We start from the raw sequence: 22179 nt of genomic DNA, 5'->3' as shown, positions 1-22179 counted from the left end.
CGCGGCGGTCAGAGGGTGTGGTCGGCGGCGGGTGTGGCGTCCAGGCCGGCGGCGCGGCCGCGGGCGACGACCCGTTCGGCGATCTTGGCGCCGGCCTCGTCGACCATCTCGTCGCCGAAGACGATCGCTCCGCGCGCCCCGCCGGCGCCGGAGGTGTGGAAGCGGTACGCCTCGAGCAGGGCGACCGCGCGCCGGAACTCCTCCGGATCGGGGCCGAAGATCTCGTTGGCCGCGTCGATCTGGTCGGGGTGCAGCACCCATTTGCCGTCGTAGCCGAGCGCGGCGGTGCGTGCCGCGGATCGCCGGAAGCCCTCGGCGTCGCGCACCCGGGTATAGGGCCCGTCGATCGCCTGCAGATTCCGCGCCCGCGCCGCGACCAGGATCGTCGCCAGCACGTGGTGGTAGGCGTCGCCCGGTTCGTACCCCGGCGGCTGGTCGCCGACCACCAGCGTCCGCATGCCCAGGGACGCCATGAAGTCGCCGGGCCCGAAGACCAGCGTCGTCACCCGGTCGGAGGCCGCGGCGATCGCGTCGATCGCGGTCAATCCGCGGGCGTCCTCGATCTGCGGTTCGATCTCGATACGACCGACCGGAAGGTCGAGTTCTCGCTCGAGTTGGGTCAGAATCAGGTCGAGAGCCCGGACATGTCCGGCATCGGTGACCTTTGGCAACACGATCGCGTCGATCGACGCGCCCGCGGTCTCGACCACCTCCACCACATCACGTACCGTCCAAGCCGTGGTCCAGTCGTTGACCCGTACCGTCCGCGTGGGCGCCCGCCAGGTGTACCGGGTCAGCGCCTCCCCCACCGCCCGCCGCGCCTGCTCCTTCGCGGCGGGTGCGACCGCGTCCTCGAGATCGAGAAATACGGCGTCGGCGGGCAATGTCGACGCCTTCTCGAGCATCCGCGGATTGCTGCCGGGGACCGCCAGCACGGACCTTCGGGATCGGTACGGTCGCTCGCTCATCGAACCTCGCCTCGTCGATCGGTTCGCGGCGCCGGCGACGCCGCCCGGGCCGCCCCGGTCGTTCGTCATCCGACCCGGCACACCCACTCGGGAGCGATCATGGCAGCAGTAGGCAGGGTCTTCGCAGCCAGGCTGGCCGGTCTGGTGGTGCTCGGACCGGACGGGGAATCGATCGGACGCATACGCGATGTCGTGATCACCTCGCGATCGGGGCACTCGCAGTCGCGGGTCCTCGGCCTGGTCGTCGAGCTGGCGACCCGGCGGCGCATCTTCGTGCCGATGCTGCGGGTGACCTCGATCGAACCGTCGGCGATCACCCTGACGACCGGCAACGTCAGCCTCCGGCGTTTCGCGCAGCGGTCCGGCGAGGTGCTCGCGCTCGCCCAGGTCATCGATTCGCGGGTGCGCACCGACGACCCCGACCTTCCGCAGCTGGCGGACGTCGAGTGCGTGGTGGTCGACCTGGCTCTCGAACGGACCCGCACCCGCGACTGGGTGGTCTCCAAGGTCGCGCTGCGCCCCAACGGGGTGCGCTCCCGGCTGACCCGGCGCGCCGCGGTCACCATCGTCGAATGGCAACACGTGCTGGGCCTGGCCTCGGCGGACCCCGATCGGCGCACCGCGGCCGGGGTCAACGTCTTCCTCGAACAGTTCGAGGACATGCGCCCACCGGACGTCGCCCTGGCGTTGCACGAGTTGCCCCCGGAGCGGCGCCTGGAGATCGCCTTCGCGCTCGACGATCAGCGCCTCGCCGACGTCATCCAGGAGATGCACGAGGACGACCGGGTCGACGTGCTGATGCATATGGATGTCGACCGCGCGGCCGACATCCTCGAGGCGATGGACCCGGACGACGCGGCCGACCTGCTCGGCGAGTTGCCGGACGCGGAGGCCGAGGCCCTGCTGACGTTGATGGACCCGGTCGAGTCCGCACCGGTGCGGCGACTGCTCGAGCACTCCCCCGATACCGCCGGCGGTCTGATGACGCCGGAGCCGGTGGTGTTGACCGCCTCGACGACGGTCGCCGAGGCGCTCGCCCGGGCCCGCAACGGCGACCTGACCCCGGCGCTGGCGAGCATGGTCTTCGTGGTGCGCCCGCCGACGGCGACGCCGACCGGCCGCTATATCGGCTGTGTCCATCTCCAGGCGCTGCTGCGCGAACCGCCCGCGAACCTGGTGGGCGGCATCGTCGATACGACGATCACCCCGCTGTCCCCCGACGAGCCGCTCGGCCTGGTCACCCGCTACTTCGCGATGTACAACCTGGTCTGCGGACCGGTGGTCGACAGCCAGAACCACCTGCTGGGTGCGGTGACCGTCGACGACGTTCTCGACCATCTGCTGCCCGACGGGTGGCGCGACCGGGATCCCGAGGTCGGCTATGTATAGGTCCACGATCAAGGCCGTGACACAACACGGTCGGTACAGCGTGGTCGAGGACGTATCGTCCTCGACGATGCTCTGCGGCGCGTGTTGTGCAACGGACCCGGCGGCGGGCCCGGTCGCGGAGGCGATCGGATGATGGGGCCGGGTCGCGGCGACCGTCTGGATACACCGCGCGGCAGTCGGATGCGCATGCGCTTCGATGTCGAGAAGATCGGCAGTTCCAGCGAGGCGATCGCCCGTTTCCTGGGCACCGGGCGGTATCTGGCGATCCAGACGATCATCGTGATCGTCTGGATCCTGCTGAACGTCTTCGCGGTGAGCCTGCGCTGGGACCCCTATCCGTTCATCCTGCTCAATCTGGCGTTCTCCACCCAGGCGGCGTACGCGGCACCGCTGATCCTGCTGGCGCAGAACCGTCAGGACGATCGGGACCGGGTATCGCTGGAGGAGGACCGGCGGCGGGCGGAACAGACCAAGGCGGATACCGAATTCCTCGCCCGCGAACTGGCGTCGCTGCGGATCGCCCTCGGTGAGGTCGCGACCCGCGACTACATGCGTCGCGAGCTCGAGGACATTCGCAATCTGATCGTCTCCGCCCTCGACGAGGACGAGGACGAACCCCGCGAGTCCGGTCGACGACGGCCGCGGCCCGACTCGGCTCCCGACGACTGAACCGGGCGATCGACGCTGGTCCGGCCCCTGAAACGTACCCAGCACACCCTCAGACGATCCTTACATTCTCCACAGCCTCCGCACCCGACCGCTCGGTAACTTGTTCTCGAAAGTCGGGCTTCTCCGGGGGCTGACGGAAGGACGTTATGCGGCTTGGGTTTATGGCTGCATCCGCAGTCGTGGTCGGTGCGATCGGATGGTTGTCCGCCGCTTCCACGGTCCCCGCGACGGCCGTACTGGCGACCGCGCACGAGCGGGAGCTTCAGGTCGAAGCCGCCCCCGCCGTCGCGGGAGTATCGGTCCCGGGGATCTCCGTTCCGGAACCCCTGCGCGGGCCGGCGCTGCGCACATCGGCGCTGGCCGCGGCCGACCGCGCGGCGGCCGCGGCCGTGCCGGGTACACCGGCCGCGCTACCGGTCCTGCCGAATACCCTCGGCCCGGCGGTACAGATCATCGCCGGCGCCGCCGGCATCCCGCAGCTGGTCCTCGAGGCCTATCGCGCGGCGGAGGCGCGGCTGGCGATCGACCAGCCGGGCTGCCATCTGCCCTGGTACCTGCTGGCCGGAATCGGACGCATCGAATCCGGGCACGCCGGTGGTGGACGCACCGACGTCAACGGCACCACCATGACCGCCATCCTCGGGCCGCGACTCAACGGGACCCTGGCGGGCAACGCGGTGATCGGCGATACCGACGGCGGCGCGATCGACGGCGATCCGCACTTCGATCGCGCGGTCGGCCCGATGCAATTCCTGCCCGGGACCTGGAAGGCGTACGCGGCGGACGGCAACGGGGACGGCCGGGCCGATCCCAACAACGTCTTCGACGCCGCCCTCGGCGCGGGCAAGTACCTCTGCGCCGGCGCGTTCGATATGCGCAACGCCGGGCAACGGATGTCCGCGATCCTGCGCTACAACAACTCCGGCGCCTACGCCGCTCAGGTGCTGACCTGGGCGGCGGCGTATTCGCAGGGCGCCACCCCGACGCCCGGCCAACTGTCGACCGCGATGGCGCAGCCGATCCCCGCCGCCCCGGGACCCGACTCCGGCGCGGCGCCGGGAGCGGTGACGCTCGATCCGGTGACCCTGGCCGCGCTGGCGGCGACCACCGAACCGACGGCACCGGGGACAACCGATGAGGCGGCGCCGTCGTCGTCGACACCCGTGCCGGGCGCACCCGAGCACCATCCGATCGACGCGCTCGCGCAGAGCGCCCGCGATATGGGTCTCGAGAGTCAGTTCAACGACATCCGTGGGGCCCTGGAGGGGCTCGCCGGGGTACCGCAGGCGCCGACCGACCAGACACCCGCACCGGTGGCTCCGACCGCCGATCCGGCCCAACCGGCCGCTCCGGTGGACGCCACGGCGCCCGCGCCGGGGATCACACCGATCCCGGCGCCCGCCGCACCGCCCGCGCCCGCCGCACCGGCGGTTCCCGCGCCGGCTCCCGCTCCCGCCGCACCGGCCGAACCCGCGCCGCTGCCGCAATGCCGACCGAACGAGACCCCGTTGGACGCTCTGCCGGAGCCGGACCGCGCCCGGTTGTCGTTCCTGCCGCTCGGCCCCTGCGTCGACCACATGGTCCTGCAGGTCGCCGGTATCCCGATCCCACCCGTCGACCCCGCCCACCTCGGCGGATAACGGCCTTGTAACGGCCCGGCAACGAATCGGGTAGCCTCTTGTCGGATCCACGAGAACGTTCGGGACGACGGAGGGGTATCGAGGGTGGGGCGACACAGAAAAAGCGGTCGAAAATCCAGCTCGGTCGATGAGCTGCGCGAGCGGATTTACGCCGCCCGGGAGATCGACCCCGACCGCACCACCTTGACGAGCGCATCGGACATCGCGCCGACCGAGTTGCGCCGCACCCTGCGCGCCGACGCCGCGCTGCGCCGATCGATTGCCGAGGGCCGCTCGATCGCCGAGGGGACCGCACATCGCGCCGCCGCGACGAGCCTGCCCGCTCCCGCGCAGCCGGCCGCCATCTCGGCCCCCGCCGCGCTGCGTCGCCGCAACAGCCTCAACGCGTTGGCCGGCAGTACCCGGACGGCGACCGATCCGTGGTCGGATCAGCTCGAGCGCACCTATCTGCGGCGCCGGGCGGAGCGGACCGGGACGACCGCGATACCGACCGCCGCCCGGAAGGGCTCGGCGACCGCTCCGACGATCGCACCGACGGTCGCCGCCACGGCCGGCTCCCCGGCGACGGTGCCGGCGCTGCCCTCGCCGATCGCTCCGATCGTGCCGATCCCGATGGTGACCGACGCGACCGATCGCGCGATCGCCTCGACGCTGCGCAGCCTGTCGACCGAGACGGCCACGCCGGCGGCCGCGGACCCGGCTACCGGTGGTATTCCCGCCGCGCTGGTCGCCGCGATCGACGCCCCGGCCGGCCCGCAGGCCCCGGCCGCCCTGCTTGCCCCCGATACCGCCGATTCGGATGCGACCGCTGCCGACGATCCGCGCGGTCGCCATCGGCGTCGCCCGCTGGCCGCGATCCGCCGGCACTCGACGCTGACGCTCGCGAGCCTGATCCCGACAGGCCTGATCGGCATCGCCGGCGCCACCACCGGCGCGGGCAGCACCGCGCTGCTGTCGGCGCACTCGACCGATCTGAACGCCCAGCCGGACACCGCGCCGATCGACACCGCCGAGTCGACCGACATCACCGGCACACCGGCCGCCGCATCGACCACCTCTACCGCTCCGCAGGCGCCCGCGACGGCCGGCGGCGACGGCTACTTCGCGGCCGCGGCGGTCGCGCCCGTCCCGGCGGCCGCACCGGTCCCGGTCGTCGCGCAGACCGTGCCGGGCGCCGCGGGCGGTCCGACGCTGCGCAACCTGCCGGATCTGCCGACCTCGCTGAAGTCCAGCCCGCTCGGCATCCCGACGATCAATCTGGCGACCTATGTGCGCGCCGAGCGGATCACCGCCGAGCGCCTCCCCGGCTGCAATATGACCTGGGAGCTGCTGGCCGGGATCGGCCGCGTCGAGTCGAGCCACGCCAACGACGGCAAGGTCGACAGCGACGGCAATCTGCTCGACCCGATCTACGGTCTGCGCCTCGACGGCTCGCTGCCCGGCAGCAAGGTGATCCGCGATACCGACGGCGGCGAGTACGACGGCGACACCGAATACGACCGCGCCGTCGGCCCGATGCAGTTCATCCCGCAGACGTGGAAGAAGTACGCGACCGACGGCACCGGCGACGGCAAGGCCGATCCGCAGAACCTCTTCGACGCGGCCGCCACCACCGCGGCCTACCTGTGCGACGGCGGCCTCGATATGCGCGATCCGGCTCAGGCCACCCGCGCGATCATGCGGTACAACAACTCGCGGGCCTATGCGACCAATGTGTCCGCCTGGTCGGCCGCCTATGCGACCGGTGTCGCGCCGCGCGCGGAGGACCTGCCGAAGATCCACTGAGCACCGCCGCCGCCGGTCGCGGTTCCCGCCGAAGGCGCACGCCGCGCCCCGTCTGCGGTACCACCCCGGCGGTGGCCGTCCTCGGCGCCGATCGGTGAGGCTCTACCATCGAAATATGGTCACTGCCACCGACTCCGCTGTTCGCGCTGCCCTGTCCCGGGTGAACGACCCCGAGATCGGCAAACCGATCACCGAGCTCGGGATGGTGCGCAACGTCGATATCGACGCCGACGGCGTCACCACCGTCGGGGTCTACCTGACCACCTCGGCATGCCCGATGCGCGAGACGATCGCCGACCGGGTGCGCACCGCGGTCGCCGACGTGCCGGGGATCTCGCAGGTGCACGTCGACATGGACGTCATGAACGACGAGCAGCGCGCCGAACTGCGCAAGCATCTGCGGGGCGACTCCGCCGAACCGGTGATCCCCTTCGCCCAGCCCGGGTCGTTGACGCGGGTCTACGCGGTCGCCTCCGGCAAGGGTGGGGTGGGCAAGTCGAGCGTCACGGTCAACCTGGCCGCTGCGATGGCCGACCGCGGCCTGTCGGTCGGCGTGGTCGACGCCGACATCTACGGCCACTCGATCCCCCGCATGCTGGGCACCTCGGCGCCGCCGACCCAGGTCGACCGCATGATCATGCCGCCGATCTCGCACGGCGTGAAGGTCATCTCGATCGCCCAGTTCACCAAGGGCAATACCCCCGTCGTCTGGCGCGGGCCGATGCTGCACCGGGCGCTGCAGCAGTTCCTGGCCGACGTGTTCTGGGGCGATCTGGACGTGCTGCTGCTCGACCTGCCGCCCGGTACCGGCGACGTCGCGATCTCGATCGCGCAGCTGCTGCCGAGCTCGGAGATCCTGGTGGTCACCACCCCGCAGGACGCTGCTGCCGAGGTGGCCGAACGGGCCGGTGCGATCGCCCTGCAGACCCGGCAGCGGATCGTCGGCGTCGTCGAGAACATGTCGTGGCTCGAGCTGCCGGACGGCAGTCGCATGGAGGTCTTCGGCAGCGGTGGCGGCGCGGCGGTCGCGGAGCGCCTGAGCCGGGCCGTCGGTGCCTCGGTGCCGCTGCTCGGCCAGGTGCCGATGGACCCGGCCCTCGTGGAGGCCGGCGACGCGGGCGTGCCGGTGGTGTTGGGCCGGCCGGACCTGCCCGCCGCGGTGGCGATGCGCGGGGTCGCCGATGCCCTGTCGGTGCGCAGCCGCGGCCTCGCGGGTATGTCGTTGGGGATCGCCACCACCCGGCAGGGCTGAGCGTCCGGCAGAGCACCTCCGCCCGGCGCGCCCGTATCCGCGGGCAGCGTCGGGCCCCTCGGGTGGCGGCGGGGTGATTCGGGTGGCGGCGGGGTGATTCGGGTGGCGCCCGGATGATTCAGCCGGTGGTGGATCAGGTGGCGTCCGGGTCGACCGGCGGGGTTTCGTTCTTGCCGAGTACAACGCCGTCCGAGGACGGGGTGGACCCGGCCGCCGCGCCGGCGGACGAGGTGCCCGCACCGTTCGATCGAGCCCCGTTCGTGGACTTCGATTCGCCGGTGAACAGGAAGTCGTCGCCGTCGAGTACGTGCTTGGTGATCACCGAGCGCGGGTTCATCTTGCGCAGCTTGTTGAGCTCGGACAGCGGCTCCCGCAGGTCCTCGAATTCGGGGCCGAGTTCGTCGCGCAATTGGGTGGTCGCCCCGGTGACGTAGTCACGCGCCTGGCGCAGGGCCTTGAACGACCACGAGATCGCGCCCGGCAGCCGCTCCGGTCCGAGGATGACCAGCGCCGCGACCAGCAGGACGAGCATCTCGGCCCAGCCGACGTTGGGAAGCACGACCCCAGGGTACGACGCCCCCGGGGGTTCGGCCCGCGCTGGGGCGGCCTCGTCCGAAGTGTGCGATTCCGATCCGCGGTGTGCGATCGGCGATCGGCGGGGTATGCGATCGGCGATCGGCGGGGTATGCGATCGGCGATCGGCGGGCATGTCCGGCGGCCGCTGCGCCGGCCCCGTCAGTCCGAGACGGGGGTGACGGTGACCTCGACCTGCCGGCCCGCGCGCACCAGGGTGACCGTGACCGGTTCCCCGATCGTCTCGTTCTGGACGGCGACGACGAACTCGTCGGCGTCGGCGACCTCACGGTCACCGACCCGCACGATCACGTCGCCCTCGACGATGCCGGCCTCCTGGGCCGGCCCGCCCGCACGGACGTTCGCGACCTCCGCGCCGGTCATCGCGTCGTTGACCACCGATCGGGTGTCGGCCCCGATCGTCGGGTGGTTGAACTGACCGTCGCGAATCAACGCCCGGGTCACCGCGGTGACCTGATCGATCGGAATCGCGAACCCCAGTCCGACCGAACCGCCGCTCGCCGACCGGATCGCGGTGTTGATGCCGATCACCCGACCGGTGGCGTCGACCAGCGGACCGCCGGAGTTGCCGGGGTTGATCGCCGCGTCGGTCTGCACCGCGTCGATGACCGCCTCGGTGTCGGTGCCCTCCCCTTCGAGCCGAACCGGCCGGTTGAGGGCGCTGACGATGCCGCGGGTGACGGTGGCGTCGAGTCCGAGCGGCGAGCCCACCGCGACCACGTCGTCACCGACGCGGACATCCCCGGAGCGCCCGAGCTCGGCGACGGTCAGATTGTCGACGTCGGTGCGCAGGACGGCCAGATCGGTCTTCACGTCGCGCCCGACGATGCGGGCCGGATGTTTGGTGCCGTCGAAGAAGGTGACCACCAGGTCGGCCTGGTCGTTGTCGGCGGCCATCGAGATCACGTGATTGTTGGTGACGATGTAGCCGTCGCCGTCGACGATCACCCCGGAGCCGGTGCCGACGTTCTCGCCCAGGCTGACCTGGATCGACACCACCGACGGCAGCACCGCCGCCGCGACCCGTCCGACCTGGCCCTCGGGCAGTTCGGTGCCGCCCTGCGTCAGGGTGACCCGCTGGCTGGTCAGGGACTGGCCGAAGCTGCCGAAGATGCCGCCGATCATGCCCGCGAGGGCACCGAGCAGCAGCGCGAGCGCCATCAGGATCGCGAGCGCGCGCGGGGCGACCGCCCCACTGAAGAGCACGTCGCGCACCCCCAGGGCGCGCGCGGGCGGCAGCGGCCCCTCGGCGGGTACCTCGATCGCGGGTGAGCCGAGCGATACCGCCGCCGCCGGATCGCGCCACGGGTCGACCGGAGCAGACGGGGCAGGGCGCTCGACGCCGGCCTCGGCGGGCCGTTGCAGCGAGTCCTCGACCCCGTCGGGTCGGCCGAAGGCCTGCGCAAGGATCGGGTCGGCCGGACCGATCTGCGGGCTGTCGGCTCGACGGTCGGTGTCGACATCGTCGAAAGAGCCCTGCACCCCGGCGGGGCGTCCGAAGACGCGGGAGGTGTCGGCATCGACTTCGGGACGATGGATCGGCCGCGGCGCGAGACGGGGAACGTCGTCGGGCGGCACGATCGTGCCCTCCGACCGTCCGCCGGAGTAGATCGATGCATCGGACGAACCGTCGAGGGCGTCCCCGGGTACGTCGGATTCAGTGGAGCCGGGTGACGCCGGCGTCGTCGTATTGCTCACCGCGTCCCATTCTGGCATCGCGTCGGGCCCGGCGCCCTCCGCACCCACCCCTGACGGGGTCGACCGCACGGCTCACCGGCGGTACCGGGTCGAACCGGCACCGTCCTACCTGCGGCGCAGGCGGAAGCCCACGAAACCGGCGAGTCCACTCAGCCGGTGCGCCGCGGACTGGGTATCCGGATCGAGCGACGCCTGCGGAGTCGTCTCGGGGATCCGGCTCAGGGTGCCGTAGAGATAGGCGGGCATCGACGGCGTCGTCGACTGCTGCAGCACACCGCGCGCCTGGCGCTGGGCCTCCACCTCGGCGACACATTCGGGACACGCCGCCAGATGAGCCGCCGCCCGCAGATAGGGCTGCAGGGGAAGCTCGTTGTCGACATAGGCCACGATCGCCTCGGCTGCGAGATGCTCTGTGGAACCGAACTTGGTACGTCCGGGCACCTGGGTCATCCGCTCGCCTCCTGCCGATAGACCGATCGTCGAAGCGGTTGCCGTCACCACCGAATCAGCCCGACCCATTTGCCGGATATTCGGTGTTTTCAACCGCCCTCATCCACCGTACTACGCGATTGACGTAGCCGGCCGCCGGCAGATAAACCGCCAGGTCACCGGGGGTGGGTCAGCGCGCGGCCAGCGGGGATCCGTCGCGGGCGAGACGCTCGCGCAGAGCCTGGCGGCCGCGGTGAATGCGGCTGCGCACGGTGCCGAGCTTGATGCCGAGCGTGGCGCCGATCTCCTCGTACGACAGACCCTCGATGTCGCAGAGCACGACGGCGGCGCGGAACTCCGGGGGAAGCGCGTCGAGCGCATTCTGCAGGTCGGCGTCCAGACGCGAGTCGTGGTAGATCTGCTCCGGGTTCGGGGTGTCCGACGGCAGCCGGTCGTAGTCCTCGGGCAGCGTCTCCATCCGGATCCGCCCCCGACGACGCACCATGTCGAGGAAGAGGTTGGTGGTGATGCGGTGCAGCCAGCCCTCGAAGGTGCCCGGCTGGTAGTTCGACAGCGAACGGAAGACGCGGATGAAGGTCTCCTGCGTCAGGTCCTCGGCGTCGTGGCGGTTGCCGGAGAGGCGGTAGGCCAGGCGGTAGACGCGGTCGCCGTGTTCGCGGACCAATTCGTCCCAGGACGGCATGGCACGGCGGTCGCCGGTGGCGTCGAAGGCCGCGGTTCCCGATGGTTCGACGTTCTGCTCGTCGATCGACGGATCCGCGGCAGCGCCCGATTCGGTGTAACGCTGATCGGAGGTCATACGAGTCTCGGATCCTTTACGTCGATGGGAGCAACTCGATCCATACAACCGAGCAGCCTGCGGATTTCTTCCGCCGCCGGAGGGAAAGCGCGACCGCGATGTCGGTCCCTCCCGATGTGCGGCCCACTTTTCACGGTCGCGGTGTGTCGTTCATATGAGCTTCCTGAGGAGGTGCTGAGAATGCGGCTCCACGACTTCGTCACAGGTACCGACACGCCCGGCGCGGGGCTTGCCTCCCCCCGTAGGCCCGCGGCCGGCGACTAACCTTCCCGTCATGACCTCGGATTTCGCGACCGACCCGACCACCCTGCTGGGCTACGTGGAGAACGCCGTTATCGAGGACGAACTGACCGCGGCGGCCCGCGACCGCGCCGAGGATCTCGGCGCTGCCCCGATTCCGGCCTCGGTCGGAGCCGCGCTGAGCGTCTTCGCCCGCCTGATCGACGCCCGGACGGTCGTCGAGATCGGCACCGGCGCGGGGATCAGCGGGCTGTGGCTGTACGACGGGATGAGCCCCGAGGGTGTGCTGACCACCATCGACATCGAGCCGGAGCATCAGCGCGCCGCGCGCGAGGCCTTCCGGTCGGCCGGTATCGCGGGCTCGCGGACCCGGTTGATCAACGGGCGCGGACTCGACGTGCTCCCCCGGTTGACCGACGCCGCCTACGACCTGGTGTTCATCGACGCGCCGATCCTGGATGCTCCGCAATATGTCGTCGAAGGCATCCGGGTGCTGCGACCCGGCGGGATGATCGTCGTCCACGGCGCCCTGCGTTCGGCACGGGTGGCCGACCCGAATGCGCGCGACGCCGAGACGGTCGCGCTGCGCGCGGCTACCCGCACGATCGCCGAGGACGAGGAACTGACCCCGCTGCTGCTGCCGATCGGCGCGGGCCTGCTGTGCGGGCACCGCTCGCGGACGCCGGTCGAACCGCCGGCCTGAGGCCGGCGGCCGCTCAGACCCGCAGGTTCTTACCGACGACGGTGACGCCGCCGCTCGACACCGAGAACCGTTCGGCGTCCCGCTCGCGGTCGATGCCCAGCGTCATGCCGGGCTCGACGACGACGTTCTTGTCCAGGATCGCGCGCCGCACGACCGCACCGCGGGCGACCCGCGCTCCGGGCAGCAGCACCGATCCCTCGACGGTCGCCCCGTCCTCGACGATCACATTGGACGCGACCACCGAGTTGCGCACCAGCGCCCCGGAGATGATCGAGCCGGCGCCGACGATCGACTCCTGCGCCAATCCACCCTGGACGAACTTCGCGGGCGGCTGGTTGCCGTCGTCGGCCGCACGGATCGGCCACCGCCGGTTGTAGAGGTTGAAGATCGGGTGCACCGACACCAGATCCATGTGCGCGTCGTAGTAGGCGTCGATCGTGCCGACGTCGCGCCAGTACCCGCGGTCGCGTTCGGTGGCGCCCGGCACATCGTTGGCCGCGAAGTCGTAGACCGCCGCGTCACCGCGCTCGACGAAGGCCGGGATGATGTTGCCGCCCATGTCGTGGTCGGAGTCGCTGTCGCGGGCGTCCGCCTTGATCATGTCGATCAGGGCCTTCGTGGTGAAGACGTAGTTGCCCATCGACGCGAAGGTCATCGTCGGGTCGTCCGGGGTCCCCGGCGGATCGGCGGGCTTCTCGAGGAAGCGCGTGATCCGGCCGGCCGAGTCGGAATCGATGCAGCCGAAGGCGGTCGCCTCGGCGCGTGGCACCCGGATGCCGGCGACGGTCGCGCCCGCCCCCGACTCGATGTGCGCGCGCACCATCTGACCCGGGTCCATGCGGTACACGTGGTCGGCACCGAAGACCACGATGTACTCGGGCTCCTCGTCGTAGACGAGGTTCAGCGACTGGTGGATCGCGTCGGCGCTGCCGGTGTACCACCGCGGCCCGAGGCGCTGCTGCGCCGGCACCGGGGTGATGTACTCACCGGCCAGACCCGACAGGCGCCAGTTCTGGGAGATATGTCGGTCGAGGGAATGCGACTTGTACTGGGTCAGAACGCAGATCCGCAACATGCCGGCGTTGACCAGGTTGCTCAACACGAAGTCGATCAGCCGGTAGGCGCCGCCGAACGGAACAGCGGGCTTCGCACGGTCGGCGGTCAGGGGGTAGAGGCGCTTACCCTCGCCTCCCGCAAGGACGATCCCGAGTACGTGCGGCTGGCTACTCACACCGAATAACCTATCGGTACCGGTCCCGCGATGCCACGCATACCAACCGAATTCGAAGTGTCGGGGCGGAATCGTCACCGCTTCTGTACCGCCGCGACCGATATGCGCCCCTGCTCACCACGCCGATCGGTGGCCCCCGCCGGCCCTCGCCGCCGGAAGGCGATATGTTTCGACACATGCGGGTCGCTGTGATGACGAAGGAGTATCCACCGGAGATCTACGGCGGCGCCGGGGTCCATGTCACGGAGTTGGTCAAACGCCTGCGCTCCCTGGTGGACGTCGACGTGCTGTGCATGGGCGCGCCGCGCACCGACGCGGCCGTCTTCGATCCCGATCCTGCTCTCGCCGGGGCAAACTCGGCATTGGTGACGTTCTCGACGGAATTGCGCATGGCGGCGGGCGCGGCCGATGTCGACGTCGCGCACAGCCATACCTGGTACACCGGACTCGCCGGACATATCGCCGGACAGCTGTTCGACATACCGCATGTGCTGACCGCGCATTCGCTCGAACCGCGCCGGCCGTGGAAGGCCGAGCAGCTCGGCGGCGGCTACCGGCTGTCGAGTTGGTCGGAGCGCAATGCCGTCGAATACGCCGACGCGGTGATCGCGGTCAGCGACGGGATGCGGCTCGACGTCCTCGATGCCTACCCCCGCATCGATCCGGGCCGAGTTCACGTGGTCCGCAACGGCATCGACACCGACGTGTGGTTCCCGGATTCCGGTACCGACGAGCGTTCGGTGCTCGCCGAACTCGGTGTGGACCTCGACCGGCCGATCGTCGCCTTCGTCGGACGCATCACCCGCCAGAAGGGCGTCAAGCATCTGGTGGCCGCGGCGCATCGCTTCGATCCGGACATCCAGCTCATCCTGTGCGCCGGCGCTCCGGATACCCCGGAGATCGCCGAGGAGACCGCGGCCGCGGTCGCGCAATTGAGCGCGGCGCGGCCGGGGGTGCACTGGATCCAGGAGATGCTGCCGACGCCGCAGATTCGCCGGATTCTGACCGCCGCCGACGTCTTCGTCTGTCCGTCGATCTACGAGCCCCTCGGCATCGTCAACCTCGAGGCGATGGCCTGCGAGACCGCCGTGGTCGCCTCCGATGTGGGCGGTATCCCCGAGGTGGTCGTCGACGGGGTCACCGGGCTGCTGGTGCACTACGACGAGAAGGACACCCGCGCCTACGAGGCGGCGCTGGCCGACGCGGTCAACGCGGTCGCCTCCGACTCGGAGCGGGCCACGGCGATGGGGATCGCCGGCCGCGAGCGGGCACGTTCGGACTTCTCCTGGGAGTCGATCGCCGAGCAGACCGTCGCGGTCTACCGGGCCGCGCGCAGCTGACGCGATCCGGGCTGGGGCCGCACCGGCCGGGACCGGTCCGGCCCCAGCCTCACGGACCGGAGCCCCACGAGCCGGAGCCCTACGGGTGGGGCCGCCAGCGGGTGACCGATGTGGAGACCGTCACCTCGAACGGCTCGGGCAGGGCGGCGACCGCCTCGCCCAGCCGGTCGGGGGTGATGTGTCGCGCCGACGGACCCATGCGAACCAGAGCGCGCACCGCGGCGTGATCGAGCGCGACGGTGTAGTCGACCGGGATCGTGTCGATCGGATCGAAGTACCCGGCCATGCCGTCGGCGAGCCGGCGCGTCTTCTCCCGGTCGACCTGCAGCAGCGCGAGCCGCTCGACCAGTTCGGCGAGGTGGCGGTCGGTCGGGATCACCACGACCAGCAGACCGTCGTCGGCGATGATCCGGCGAAACTCCGCGGGATTGCGCGGGGAGAACACCGAGGTCACCAGGGATGCGGCGGCGTCGGCCACCGGCAATCGCTGCCACGCGTCGGCGACGACCACCCCGGCTCGGGGATGCGCGCGGGCCGCGCGCCGGGCCGCCGCCTTCGACGCATCGATCCCCACGCCGACGGCGGTGGGGGCGGCGTCCAGCAGCGCCGACAGGTAGTAACCGGTACCCACACCGATATCGACGATCGCCGCCGGAGACGACGCGGACGAGATCGACGCGTCGACCAGCGCCGACCGCAAGGGGTCGTAACTATCGGTCTCGAGAAAGTCGACCCGGGCCGAAACCATATCGGCCGAATCGCCGTTCAGGGCGCGACGGGACAGATTGAGATACCCCTGACGCGCCGGATCGAATCGATGCCCGTTCGGGCAGCAGATCTCCGCGCCGTCGACCGCCAGGCCCGCCGAACAATGCGGGCAGGTCAGCAGGGAAAGAACCGATCCGATCGCGGAGTCGGCGCGGATTTCACGCCCCGTCACCGTCGAAATACGGTGCGGGCGTTCACAACCCGTACGCGAGTCAGCCGGTGACTCCCTTGAGTTCGTCACCGAGAGCAGCCGCTTCGTCCGGTGTCAGCTCGACCACCAATCGACCCCCACCCTCGAGCGGCACACGCATGACGATCCCCCGCCCCTCCTTTGTTGCTTCGAGAGGGCCGTCGCCGGTCCGAGGCTTCATGGCCGCCATCGCGTACTCCTCCAGATCTGCGCCGACCTGCTGCGCATCGTCTACGTACAGAGCTATTCTTCCCTATCCCGATCACGGCACGGAATCGGCCACCCCGATGGGCGAGTCGTCAGCTGTGCGGTTCCCCGTCGCCGGGCTGCGGCTTTCCGGTGGCGACCGGGTCCGCATCGGCGGAATCCGCGGCATCGGAGGAGGGGCTCATACGCACGGCGGTCGGCGCGCCGGCGGCCCCGGGCCGGGTCACCCGTTCGACCGCACCGACCGAGCGCACCTCCCCCGTCGGACGGGCGGACGCCGCGACGGGCGGCTGCGAGTCGTCGGACTCGATCGCGTCGATGCGGGCGTTCAGTTCGTCGATACGGTCGGCCAGGCGAGCCAGGGTCCAGTCGACGTCGCGCTGGTCGTAGCCGCGCACCCGCAGGCGAAAGCGCAGCGCCCGCACGTCGTCACCGCGGACGTCGACCGCCGGCAACACGGTGGGCGATACGCCCTGAGGCAACGGCTCGAGCTCCTCGGAACGGCCGAACAATGCGGACGCCACGATGAACAGCAATCCGCCGACCACGGAGATGCCGACGACGTAGAGGAACAGCGTGCCCATGCCCCGATGGTGCCATCGGGGGCATGGGCACGTGTGGAGAGGGTCCGTCCGGCCCGATCGCTCGACCGGGAGGCGGACGAAATCAGTCGACCGGGTGCGGTCCCCGGCCGAGCGCGGGGCGATCGAGGAGGCTGACCTCGGTCACCTTCGGGGAGAAGCCGTCACCGTCCGGCAGGAATTGCACCAGACCGGCTCCGGAATCGTCGATGCCACATCGCGACAGCAGGGTGCCGACGACCTGGCGGCTCATCGCGCCCAACTCGTTGAGCGGGCGGTTGCGGTGCTTGCGCACCCCCAGATTCACCTGACCGATCGCATCGATCCCGAACTGCTCGTAGGTGTCGATCAGCAGTCCGATCTCCACGCCGTACCCCGGCGCGAAGGGCACCGAGGTCAGCAGTTCCCGGGTGCCGGCGTACTCGCCACCCAGCGGCTGGATCACCGAGGTGAGCTCCGGACGCAGCGCGGCCAGCAACGGCCGCGCGGCCAGCTCGGTCACCCGACCACCGGTGTGAGCCTCACCGGCGGCCATCGGCCGACGGTAGTACCCCTTGACCAGATGGATGCCGTCGATCGTCAACAGCGGGCCGAGCAGATTCGGGACGAACATCGGGCTGGGGTCGATCAGGTCCGAATCGATGAAGACGATCAGATCGCCACTGGTCGCGGCGACGGCCCGCCACAGCGCCTCACCCTTGCCGGGTACCGGCGGCAGCCCGGGGATCGCCTCCTCGCGGGAGACAACCGTTGCCCCGGCCGCGGTCGCGACCTCGGCGGTCGCATCGGTCGAACCGGAATCCAGCACGATCAGCTCGTCGACGAGGCTTCCGACCAACGGCCGGATGGTGTCGAGCACCCCGGCCACCGACTTCTCCTCGTCGAGGGCGGGCAGGGCCACCGAGATGGTGCGTCCCTGCTTGGCCTCGATCAGTTCCTCGATGGTCCAGTCGGGGCGCTCCTTGGTGTACACGCCTCCCACCATGTCGGCCGGCGGCCGAATCGCGGACCCGGTCACCGATCCCCAACCGATCGGATCGGCCGCGGTCATGCGAGCCCCCGCACGGTGCGCGCCGGGCGCGCCGTGCCCTCGATCGCAGCAACCATTTCCAGAACACGTCGAGTGGCGCTCACGTCGTGCACACGGAATATCCGTGCCCCCCGACCTGCGGCCAATGCGGTAGCGGCCATGGTGCCCTCCATCCGGTCGTTGATGCCTACATCCAGAGTCTCCCCGATGAAATCCTTGTTGCTCAGTGCCATCAGGACAGGCCATCCGGTGTTTACAAGAAGGTCCACGCGCCGCAACAAGGCAAGGCCGTGATGCGTGTTCTTGCCAAAATCGTGCGTCGGATCGATTACGATTCCATCGCTTCTCACACCCCGTGCGACCGCTCGGTCTGCTGCTGCGGTCAGTTCCGCGACAACTTCCTCGACCACATCGGCGTACCGCACGCGATGTGGACGGGTCCGCGGAGCGTTCGGACCGGTGTGCGAACAGACCAATCCGACACCCCGCCGGGCGGCCACATCGACCAGTCCCGGGTCCGCCCCCGCCCACGTGTCGTTGATCAGATCGGCGCCCGCCGCGCAGGCCTGCTCGGCGACCTCGGTGCGCCACGTGTCGACACTGATCAGTACCCCCGGATGCCGCTCGCGGATCTCCGCGATGAACGGCACCACCCGGCGCAGCTCCTCCGGGACGTCCACCCCGGCGCCCGGCCCGGCCTTGACCCCGCCGACATCGATCAGGTCCGCCCCCTCGGCGACGGCGGCGTCGACCCGGGCGAGGGCCGCGTGATCGGAGAAGGTGGCGCCGCGGTCGTAGAAGGAATCGGGTGTGCGATTGACGATCGCCATGATCAGCGCGCGGTCGGTGCGCACCGATCGCCCGCACAGGGTCGGGTTCGGCGAGACGGGCCCGGGGTCGGTCACGCGCTCGGGAACCGGCCTGCGGCCACGCCCGCCGGATAGTCGGGATGGAACGCCACGTAGCCCTTCTCCCGCCCGTCGAGCACGTAGAGCTCACCCGGCGCATCGGTCCGATATCCCTGGGACCGCAGTTCGACCTTCTTGTTCTTGAAGGTACTGGTGTGGTCGAGGCTGTCGACCACCCGCAGGAACAACGGCAGCGCGTAGCCGGGCAGGCGTTGGTAGACGCCGTCCGCCAGGGCGGTGCCGTCGAACCGCTCCCCCTCGCGCAGCGTGATCACCGCCATGCCGGCCTTGCCGTCGGTATCGGGCACCGGGACGCCGACGACCACCGCTTCGGAGACCCGCGGGTCCTCGGTGATCGCACCCTCGACCTCGGTGGTCGCGACGTTCTCGCCCTTCCACCGGTAGGTATCGCCCAGCCGGTCGACGAAGGCGACGTGCCGCATGCCGAGCCGCCGCACCAGGTCACCGGAGTCGAACCAGCGATCGTCCGAGCCGAAGACGTCGACGTAGACCTTCTTCTCGCTGGCGGCGTCGTCGGTATAGCCGTCGTAGGGGGCGAACCGGTTGATCTTGGCCAGCAGCAGGCCCACCTCACCGGTGCGGACGCGGCGCATATGCCCGTCCTCCCCGCGGATCGGCCTGCCGGTGTCCTCGTCGTAGGCGACCACGGCGAACCGGTACGGGCAGAACCCGGCGGAGCGGTCGACGTCGAACATGTTGATGAAGGCGATATTGCATTCGCTCGCGCCGTAGAACTCGACCACCCGGTCGACCCGGAAGCGGCCGGTGAAGTCGGCCCACATCTCCGGGCGCATGCCGTTGCCGATCGCGACCCGCACGCTGTGGTCCCGATCGTTCGGGGCGGCCGGCCGGTTGAGCAGGTAGCGGCACAGCTCGCCGATGTAGATGAAGATCGTCGCGCGGTGGGCGCGGACCTCGTCCCAGAAGTGGCTCGCCGAGAACCCCCGGGACAGGGCGAGCGAGCCACCCGAACCGATCACCGACGACAGCGCCACCGTCAACGCGTTGTTGTGATAGAGCGGCAGACAGCAGTACAGGGTGTCGTCCGCGGTCATCCGCAGGCCGAAGATGCCGAAGCCGACCATGCCCTTGAGCCACCGCAAATGGCTCATCGAGCTCGCCTTGGGCAACCCGGTGGTGCCGGAGGTGAAGATGTAGAACGCGGTCTGCCCGGCGCGCACCCGACGGGTGGAGGCGGGGTTGTCGGTCGCGGCGTGCTCCGCCAACTCCTGCAACCGATCGAGATGCAGGATGACCCCTTCCGGCAGGGCCTCGTCGAGCGATTCGAGCGCCTCGTCGGTGCCGTTGCCCGCGACCAGCACCCGCGCGTCGAGCAGCGCGATGCTGTGGTCGAGCACGGCGCCGCGCTGGTGATGGTTGAGCATGCCGGCGACCGCCCCGAGCTTGACGGCGGCCAACGCGACGAAGAGGGTGTCCGGCTCGTTCATGCCGAGGATGCCGACGACATCGCCGCTGCGCACGCCCCGGTTCGCCAGGGCGTGCGCGTACCGGTTGACCCGTTCGTTCGCCTGCCGATAAGTGAAGCGCTCGTCCTCGAAGGACAGGAAGAGCGCGTCCGGCCGGCGCGCCGCGGTCTGCTCGAAGAGCAGCCCGATCGACGCGCGCGAGGTCGGCTGCCGCAGCAGATTGGGAACGCGCACAAATCGGCCGGGCGAGGAAAGAAAACCGGGCAAATGCCGGATTATCTCGAAGAGGGACACCGTGGAACGAAGCGGTGAACTCGTCATGAAATCTCCCCTCGTCGGAACGTCCGGGTCATCCTACGTATCGGAGGAGTTCCGGGAGGCCAGGACGATGCTCACCACCTCGTCGACATCGTCGGTCAGGTGCAGCAGGTCGAGATCCTTGGCCGACACCTTCCCGGTGGCCAGCAGGGTTCCGGAGATCCAGTCCAGCAGCGGCTGCCAAAAATCCTTGCCGTACAACACGATCGGGAACCGGGTGATCTTCTTGGTCTGGACGAGGGTCAGCGCCTCGAACAGTTCGTCCAGGGTGCCGTAGCCACCGGGCATGCAGACGAAAGCCTGCGAATACTTCACGAACATCGTCTTGCGAATGAAGAAGTAGCGGAAATTGATGCCCAGGTCGATCCACGCGTTCATGCTCTGCTCGAACGGCAATTCGATGCCGAGCCCGATCGAATAGCCGTCGGCATCCATGGCTCCGCGATTGGCGGCCTCCATGATGCCCGGCCCGCCGCCGGTGATGACGGCCAATCCGGCGGCCGCGAACTTCGCGGCGATCTCCCGAGCGGCCTCGTAGTACGGGTCGTCCTCGGGGGTGCGGGCCGACCCGAAGATCGCGACCGCGGGCGGAACCTCGGCGAGCGCGCCGAAGCCCTCGACAAATTCGCTCTGGATCCGCATGACCCGCCAGGGGTCGCTGTGCACCCAATCCCCGGGGCCGCGGCGGTCGAGCAGACGCTGGTCGGTCGTCGATCGCGTCGTGGTCCCGCTGGTGTCCCGCTCGAAGATCGGGCCGCGCCGGCGGTATTCGCTACCTCTATCCACCATGCCGGTCAGGCTAACCACCGATGGTGTCAGGTCAACGACCGGGCGAGGAAGCCGCGCAGGGTTTCGGTGACCTCGGTGATCTGCGCCGTCGGCACCCGCTCGTCCCGCTTGTGCGCGAGGTTCGGGTCGCCCGGGCCGAGGTTGACCGCGGGGATGCCCAGCGCCGCGAACCGCGAGACGTCGGTCCACCCGTACTTGGCGCGGAAGCGACCGCCGGCCTCGGCGACCAGCGCGGCCGCGGCCGGCTGGGCGAGACCGGGCAGGGCGCCCGCTGCGGAGTCGGTGATCTCCATATGTGCCGGAACCCCGTCGAAGATCTCCCGGACGTGGGCGATCGCCTGCTCGACCGAGCGGTCGGGGGCGAAGCGGAAATTGACGTCGACGCGCGCCTCGTCCGGCACGACATTGCCCGCGACGCCGCCGGCGATGCCCACCGCCTGCAGGCCCTCGCGGTACTCGCAGCCGTCGATCATCACGGACTGCCGCGGCTGGTAGGCGGCCAGCCGGTCGAGCACCGGGGCGAGGTGGTGGATCGCGTTGTCGCCCAACCATGATCGCGCCGAGTGGGCGCGGACTCCGGAGGTGGTGAAGCGGGCGCGCAGCGTGCCCTGGCAGCCGGCCTCGATCATCCCCGCCGTCGGCTCCCCCAGGATCGCGACGTCGGCGTGCAGCCAGTCGGGCAGCTCGGTTTCGATGCGGCCGAGCCCGTTGAACCGGGATTCGACCTCCTCGCAGTCGTAGAAGACGAGGGTCAGATCGTGCGCCGGGTCGGCGAGGGTCGCCGCGAGGTGCAGGAACACCGCGTCGCCGGATTTCATGTCGACCGCGCCGCAGCCGTGGATCACGTCGCCCTCCGCGGTACCGGCCTCGAACCGCGAGGGCACGTTGTCCGCGATCGGCACGGTGTCGAGATGGCCCGCGAGCATCACCCGGCTCGGCTTCCCCCGGTTGGTGCGCGCGAGCACGCTATTGCCGGTCCGGACGATCTCGAACCCCGCCGTCTGCTCCCGCAGCGCCCGCTCCACCACGTCCGCCAACAGCGCCTCGTCGTGCGAGACGCTCGGGATGTCGATCAGCGCGGCGGTCAGCGCGATGGGGTCGGCGTGCAGGTCCAGCGAGAGCGCGGCGGAAGTCACCCCGCCAACCCTACGACCCAACCCACCCCCTCACGAAAGTGACAGT

General features: G+C 70.2%; 21 protein-coding genes. 7 read left to right on the top strand and 14 right to left on the bottom strand.

Going from position 1 to position 22179, the window contains the following annotated elements; genetic code table 11:
* Positions 1 to 8: 8 nt before the first annotated feature.
* Positions 9 to 968: an HpcH/HpaI aldolase/citrate lyase family protein gene (locus MB1_RS07420; RefSeq protein ID WP_066905287.1), complete on the bottom strand. Its 960-nt coding sequence runs from the start codon at positions 966 to 968 to the stop codon at positions 9 to 11.
* Positions 969 to 1067: 99 nt separating this feature from the next.
* On the opposite strand from MB1_RS07420, the gene MB1_RS07415 reads away from it, so the two are divergent.
* From MB1_RS07415 to MB1_RS07395, 5 genes are all read left to right on the top strand, one after another.
* Positions 1068 to 2357 (top strand): magnesium transporter MgtE N-terminal domain-containing protein, encoded by a 1290-nt coding sequence (locus MB1_RS07415; protein ID WP_066905286.1) that lies wholly within the window; start codon positions 1068 to 1070, stop codon positions 2355 to 2357.
* Positions 2358 to 2486: 129 nt separating this feature from the next.
* Positions 2487 to 3026, top strand: coding sequence for a DUF1003 domain-containing protein (locus MB1_RS07410; RefSeq protein ID WP_066905639.1), 540 nt, complete (start codon positions 2487 to 2489; stop codon positions 3024 to 3026).
* A gap of 161 nt (positions 3027 to 3187) precedes the next feature.
* Positions 3188 to 4666, top strand: a complete 1479-nt coding sequence (locus MB1_RS26780; protein WP_281189897.1) for a lytic transglycosylase domain-containing protein — start codon at positions 3188 to 3190, stop codon at positions 4664 to 4666.
* Positions 4667 to 5512: 846 nt separating this feature from the next.
* Positions 5513 to 6451 carry a lytic transglycosylase domain-containing protein gene (locus MB1_RS07400; RefSeq protein ID WP_439646929.1) on the top strand — a complete coding sequence of 313 codons (939 nt, stop codon included), beginning with the start codon at positions 5513 to 5515 and terminating at the stop codon, positions 6449 to 6451.
* A gap of 115 nt (positions 6452 to 6566) precedes the next feature.
* On the top strand, positions 6567 to 7703 hold the full coding sequence (locus MB1_RS07395) for an Mrp/NBP35 family ATP-binding protein (protein ID WP_066905282.1): 1137 nt from the start codon (positions 6567 to 6569) through the stop codon (positions 7701 to 7703).
* 133 nt (positions 7704 to 7836) lie between these two features.
* Here the strand turns inward: MB1_RS07395 and tatB are convergent, their stop codons facing one another.
* The 4 genes from tatB to sigE form a co-directional block, all read right to left on the bottom strand.
* The gene (tatB, locus tag MB1_RS07390) at positions 7837 to 8262 is read right to left on the bottom strand and encodes a Sec-independent protein translocase protein TatB (RefSeq protein ID WP_157083943.1); all 426 of its coding nucleotides are present in this window, start codon (positions 8260 to 8262) and stop codon (positions 7837 to 7839) included.
* Positions 8263 to 8438: 176 nt separating this feature from the next.
* Positions 8439 to 10013: a S1C family serine protease gene (locus MB1_RS07385; RefSeq protein ID WP_084351205.1), complete on the bottom strand. Its 1575-nt coding sequence runs from the start codon at positions 10011 to 10013 to the stop codon at positions 8439 to 8441.
* Between the two features lie 87 nt (positions 10014 to 10100).
* Positions 10101 to 10445: an anti-sigma factor family protein gene (locus tag MB1_RS07380; protein ID WP_066905280.1), complete on the bottom strand. Its 345-nt coding sequence runs from the start codon at positions 10443 to 10445 to the stop codon at positions 10101 to 10103.
* 169 nt (positions 10446 to 10614) lie between these two features.
* Positions 10615 to 11244 (bottom strand): RNA polymerase sigma factor SigE, encoded by a 630-nt coding sequence (gene sigE, locus MB1_RS07375; protein ID WP_066905278.1) that lies wholly within the window; start codon positions 11242 to 11244, stop codon positions 10615 to 10617.
* A gap of 274 nt (positions 11245 to 11518) precedes the next feature.
* Between sigE and MB1_RS07370 the strand changes: the two genes are divergently transcribed.
* On the top strand, positions 11519 to 12187 hold the full coding sequence (locus MB1_RS07370; RefSeq protein ID WP_066905276.1) for an O-methyltransferase: 669 nt from the start codon (positions 11519 to 11521) through the stop codon (positions 12185 to 12187).
* A gap of 13 nt (positions 12188 to 12200) precedes the next feature.
* Here the strand turns inward: MB1_RS07370 and glgC are convergent, their stop codons facing one another.
* Positions 12201 to 13418: a glucose-1-phosphate adenylyltransferase gene (glgC, locus tag MB1_RS07365; protein WP_066905632.1), complete on the bottom strand. Its 1218-nt coding sequence runs from the start codon at positions 13416 to 13418 to the stop codon at positions 12201 to 12203.
* 176 nt (positions 13419 to 13594) lie between these two features.
* On the opposite strand from glgC, the gene glgA reads away from it, so the two are divergent.
* Positions 13595 to 14758, top strand: a complete 1164-nt coding sequence (glgA, locus tag MB1_RS07360; RefSeq protein WP_066905630.1) for a glycogen synthase — start codon at positions 13595 to 13597, stop codon at positions 14756 to 14758.
* A 79-nt stretch (positions 14759 to 14837) separates the two neighbouring features.
* Here glgA and MB1_RS07355 read toward each other — a convergent pair whose 3' ends face one another.
* From MB1_RS07355 to dapE, 8 genes are all read right to left on the bottom strand, one after another.
* The gene (locus tag MB1_RS07355) at positions 14838 to 15698 is read right to left on the bottom strand and encodes a putative RNA methyltransferase (RefSeq protein ID WP_245650085.1); all 861 of its coding nucleotides are present in this window, start codon (positions 15696 to 15698) and stop codon (positions 14838 to 14840) included.
* Between the two features lie 40 nt (positions 15699 to 15738).
* A complete protein-coding gene (locus MB1_RS24930) occupies positions 15739 to 15906 on the bottom strand; it encodes a DUF3117 domain-containing protein (RefSeq protein ID WP_008714277.1) in 168 nt (55 codons plus the stop codon).
* Positions 15907 to 16015: 109 nt separating this feature from the next.
* Entirely contained in the window at positions 16016 to 16507 is a 492-nt protein-coding gene (locus MB1_RS24925; protein WP_084351130.1) for a DivIVA domain-containing protein, read from the bottom strand.
* Between the two features lie 82 nt (positions 16508 to 16589).
* Positions 16590 to 17489, bottom strand: coding sequence for a glucosyl-3-phosphoglycerate synthase (locus MB1_RS07345; protein WP_066905626.1), 900 nt, complete (start codon positions 17487 to 17489; stop codon positions 16590 to 16592).
* A 62-nt stretch (positions 17490 to 17551) separates the two neighbouring features.
* Entirely contained in the window at positions 17552 to 18364 is an 813-nt protein-coding gene (gene folP, locus MB1_RS07340) for a dihydropteroate synthase (RefSeq protein WP_084351203.1), read from the bottom strand.
* Between the two features lie 71 nt (positions 18365 to 18435).
* Positions 18436 to 20211 (bottom strand): long-chain-acyl-CoA synthetase, encoded by a 1776-nt coding sequence (locus MB1_RS07335; protein ID WP_066905272.1) that lies wholly within the window; start codon positions 20209 to 20211, stop codon positions 18436 to 18438.
* A 33-nt stretch (positions 20212 to 20244) separates the two neighbouring features.
* Complete coding sequence (locus MB1_RS07330) at positions 20245 to 20997, bottom strand: LOG family protein (RefSeq protein ID WP_066905270.1); 753 nt, start codon at positions 20995 to 20997, stop codon at positions 20245 to 20247.
* A gap of 26 nt (positions 20998 to 21023) precedes the next feature.
* Entirely contained in the window at positions 21024 to 22133 is a 1110-nt protein-coding gene (dapE, locus tag MB1_RS07325) for a succinyl-diaminopimelate desuccinylase (protein ID WP_066905268.1), read from the bottom strand.
* Between the last annotated feature and the right edge of the window lie 46 nt (positions 22134 to 22179).

Origin of the sequence: Millisia brevis NBRC 105863, assembly GCF_001552615.1 — a bacterium.
GTDB lineage: Bacteria > Actinomycetota > Actinomycetes > Mycobacteriales > Mycobacteriaceae > Millisia > Millisia brevis.
This window is presented reverse-complemented; position numbering and strand designations above follow the sequence as displayed.